At 56.6% G+C, this 3,713-nt stretch carries 2 protein-coding genes and 2 pseudogenes; all 4 read right to left on the bottom strand.

What is annotated here, in order from left to right; translation table 11 throughout:
• Positions 1–195 precede the first annotated feature (195 nt).
• Positions 196–879: pseudogene (locus G7Y39_RS13070) on the bottom strand (hypothetical protein); the annotation flags it as partial.
• An 11-nt stretch (positions 880–890) separates the two neighbouring features.
• Positions 891–1,649, bottom strand: a complete 759-nt coding sequence (locus G7Y39_RS13065; protein WP_165157876.1) for a DUF5045 domain-containing protein — start codon at positions 1,647–1,649, stop codon at positions 891–893.
• A gap of 20 nt (positions 1,650–1,669) precedes the next feature.
• Complete coding sequence (locus G7Y39_RS13060) at positions 1,670–2,395, bottom strand: hypothetical protein (RefSeq protein ID WP_165157875.1); 726 nt, start codon at positions 2,393–2,395, stop codon at positions 1,670–1,672.
• Positions 2,392–3,546: pseudogene (locus G7Y39_RS13055) on the bottom strand (hypothetical protein); the annotation flags it as partial. The gene G7Y39_RS13060 and the pseudogene G7Y39_RS13055, both read right to left, overlap by 4 nt.
• Positions 3,547–3,713 lie beyond the last annotated feature (167 nt).

Genomic DNA, 3,713 nt, shown 5'->3' with positions numbered 1-3,713 from the left:
AAAGATACCATCTTTTTCGATAGCAAAACGGCGTTAGCCATTTTGCGGACAGAGGTGACTTGTGTGCCCGGATGGCCAACTGTTACCTCTGTTTATTTCACGGGCGTGCCTGTGTGGGGGACTGAATTGTTACCCACATGGTGTGTTATGAGTTTAATTATGTAATTATAAATCAGTTGCAACAACATATTGTTTAGTGGCCCACCAGCCTATGCGGAAGACGATCAGCGCGATGAGCATGATGATCTTGTCGATGCCCACCACAGCACCCGCCGTTAGGGAGGTAAACCACAGCTCCGCCGCGTCCTTCTCCATACTCGTCACGGCATCCACGCCCGTCTGCTCCATCGTCGCCTCGATAAGATTGGGGTCGGAGGTGCCGGCGTGCGCCACATCCGCCTGTGCCTGCAAATTGGTGTAGAGCGTGTCGCGCACATAAATCAGCTCCTGCACCTCCTCAAACTTGTCCGTTATCTGCGCCGCCTCCGCTTGGTAGAGGTCGTGCGTGTAGGAGCCTATGCAGTTGGGAATGTAGGAGAGAAAATCCAGAAAGCACCAGTTGCTGCCGCTGCGCACCATACCCGTGTCTGCCGGCGGATACCACCAGCAGAGGACAATCGAGACGGCCAGCGGACGGAAGAGTTTCATCACATCCAGCGGCTCGTGCTTGACCATCATCTTGTAGGCGATACCCGCCGCCACGATAAGGGAGAAGAGAGCCGCCAAGGCCATGCACATCTGGAGTATCCACCAGAACGGCCCCTGCGAGCCGGTGAAGGTGGCATCCGTCAGAAACTCGTTCGTCTGAAAGATGACATCATCGATCTCCTCTTCAAGCAGGTCGATGCCGAAATCCGAAAGTATTCCTTCGCTTGCCATTGTATTTATTTTTATCTGTTTACACTTTCTTCACCGTTGCCGTCGTCATCGCTGCCGCTGGAGTTCGAGCTGCGCACCATACGGCGCGCGCTGTTCCAGCGGCCCAGCGCATTGGAGGCAATGCTCGACTTGTTCACCGTCCTGCTGTCTGTCGCCGCCAAAAGGTCGCTTGCAAGTGCGGCGTTGTGACGACTGACCAAGTAGCGCACAAGCAATTCGTTCTGCTTCGATACATCGTCGTAAATGCGCAGATATTCCTTCTTGCGCTGTGCATTGGGCATATAGGCATCCTTCACAGCCGAAAGTGCACATTCATACACTCGGTAGTATTCCGTCCACCGCTCCCTGTCCGAGGGCGAGCCGCCCGCCGAGACGATGCGGTCGATGTTGCGCTTGAAACGCTCCATCGTCTTGTTTACCTTGTCGCCCTCGGCCAGCCATGCAAGGTCTATCTGCCGGTCCGCCATATTCAGCGCCTCGATCTCGGCACGCTTGACAAGCGCTGTGTCGATGGTCTTGGCTTCATCGACCTGATTGTAGAGATGAACACCGGAGAGCGTGCGGTATGAGAGTTTGTTTGTGGATGCGGCTCTCTTTCTGTACCTGTTGTGGAACAGCCGATAGTACAATTCCGGTTTGAGGACTCCTGCCCCTGTCTCCATGACGGTGATCTGATTCATCTTGGCTGCGTCGTGGTTGTAGGTTACCGTCTGCGCCTGGGCGCCCGCGACGCCCGCCAGCAGTACCACAAGTAAAATCAATCGTTTCATCTTACTTTTCCCTTTGCTTGTTAATAATCCAATCTGCCGGCGCCGCGCCACCTGCCGAATGCGCCGTCGATGATCTCCTGCCGCATCTTCGAGCGGTAGATCCGGCTCTTCCAATAGCCGATCCGAACCTGTATGTATCGCCACGTTTCGAAGTAGGCGCGGTTCAGATGCCGCTCGATGTTGTCGAGCGACCTGTTGACCGACTCGAAGACCAACAGCAGGTCGGCGGTCGAGCAGGCGGCGGCTCCCGTAGCGTACAGCACCAAATCGCTCACGGACCTGTAGAGCTGCTCGCCCTCGCTGGCGATGTTCTCGATGGCCTGTGCGTTGATGGTGATGATTTGCAGGTCGGCCCATTCGGGTTTGCCGCGCCGCAGCACCTTGTCGTTGAACGCTTCGAGCATCGTCTTGTAGTCGCCGATGCGGTCGCTTACCGTGTGATAGGTGTTCTTCACGTTCAAAGCCGTGCGCAGCGTCTGGTACATCACGTCTATGACATCGAATGCCCGCGTGTACTTGTCAAGATCGACATTCAGTTCCTTATATTCACCGACCTCCTTGCGGCTGTACTCGTGCAGCAGTCTGTTGCTGTACTCCAAGGTGCTGCGGGCAAGCAGCAGGCTGCGCTGCTGCTTGTGGTCGTTGATGTAGGCTTCGACCGACGGAATATCGAACATCAACTGCGCCTTGACCGCTCCGGGCAGGAGCGTCAGCAGCACGGCGACAATCAAAAGCATCCGTTTCATAGTCCGTCCTCCTTTCCGCCGTTTCGGGCATTCTCCATCCATCGCCGGTGGCACTCCTCGACAAGCGTGAACCGGCGGCCCTGATTGTCATCGAGCGGCGGCAGCACATCTTTCAAAACATCGACGATGCTGCGCTTGTAGTGCATCATCTTTTCGAGCGACACCAAGTCGGCATAGATCTTCGTCAGGCGCGAATCCACCTCGCGGGCAATCTCCAGTCGGTCGCTCGACCACAGCAGATGCCAGACATCGTCCGTCGCCGCATCCTCCATCGGGGCTGTTCGGGCATACTCCGTCGTTATCTTGCAGGTCGGATGCTCCCGTGCCAGCTCCGCAATGCGGTCGTTGACCTGCCGCGCCTTCTCCGCCTCGGACATACTGCTGTCAAAGGTCAGCACATCGGCGACGTGCGTATCGGTGTACTCCGTTGTCAGCTCCCAGCTGATTTGGACGATGGTGCGGTGGATCTTGATGCCTAAAAAGTATTTCGGCTTGCGGGCAATCGTTATGGTCGCCTTGAAAGTTACGATGCCGTTCACGTTGGGCATCGTCGCCTTGCGGACAAAGGTGTAGCCGCTCCACGAGCCGCCGTCCTGCCACGAGAGGTTGTACGCCGATTTGCAGTCCTGCATAATGGCGGGTATGCGGTAGTAGTCATCCGTCGGCACATCGTTATCGCCGGCGGCTTCGGCTTTCGCCTGCGCGAGTTCCGACTGCTTCTGCTGCCACACGGCAAGTTCCGTCTTCAACTGGTCGATGCGCGTCTTGTTGGCATTGTACTGCTGGCGGTAGACCGCGGCATCCTCGATGCTCGACTCGGCAATCAGCCGCAGCAGCGCGGCATTCTCCGATTCTGCCTGGCTGATTTGCGACTGGAGCGCCGCCACCTGACTGTCCGCCTCGCGCTGCTGTGCATCCAGTTCCGAGAGGTCGAGGTTGTTCTCCGACACGGAGGTCTGCATCGCACACCGCTTGGTGTGGGCACCCAGCGAACCGCCGCAGCTGCGGCACTTGTACTGCGTTGTGCCCTGTCCGAGCGTGGCGCCGTCCGAGCAGGTAACGCTGATGGTTACGCTCTCGCAGCCCTGCATCTTCGCCTCGTCGGTCGCCTGGTAGTAGTTGCGCCCATCGGATGAGATGTAGTAGACATAGTAAGCGTCCAAGCACAGCCGGACGAAATTGCAAATCACGGATTCAATGGCTGTTAGCTTCTATCCCCTGATTTTGTTTTCATTAAACATTTAGTATTTATTAGTACTCAAACCCATGTTCATGGGGAGCATGCTGCTGTAATCGGTGCACCCGCGCACGATTTTGG

The organism is Parabacteroides sp. ZJ-118 (assembly GCF_011038785.1).
Taxonomy (GTDB): Bacteria; Bacteroidota; Bacteroidia; order Bacteroidales; family Tannerellaceae; genus Parabacteroides.
This window is presented reverse-complemented; position numbering and strand designations above follow the sequence as displayed.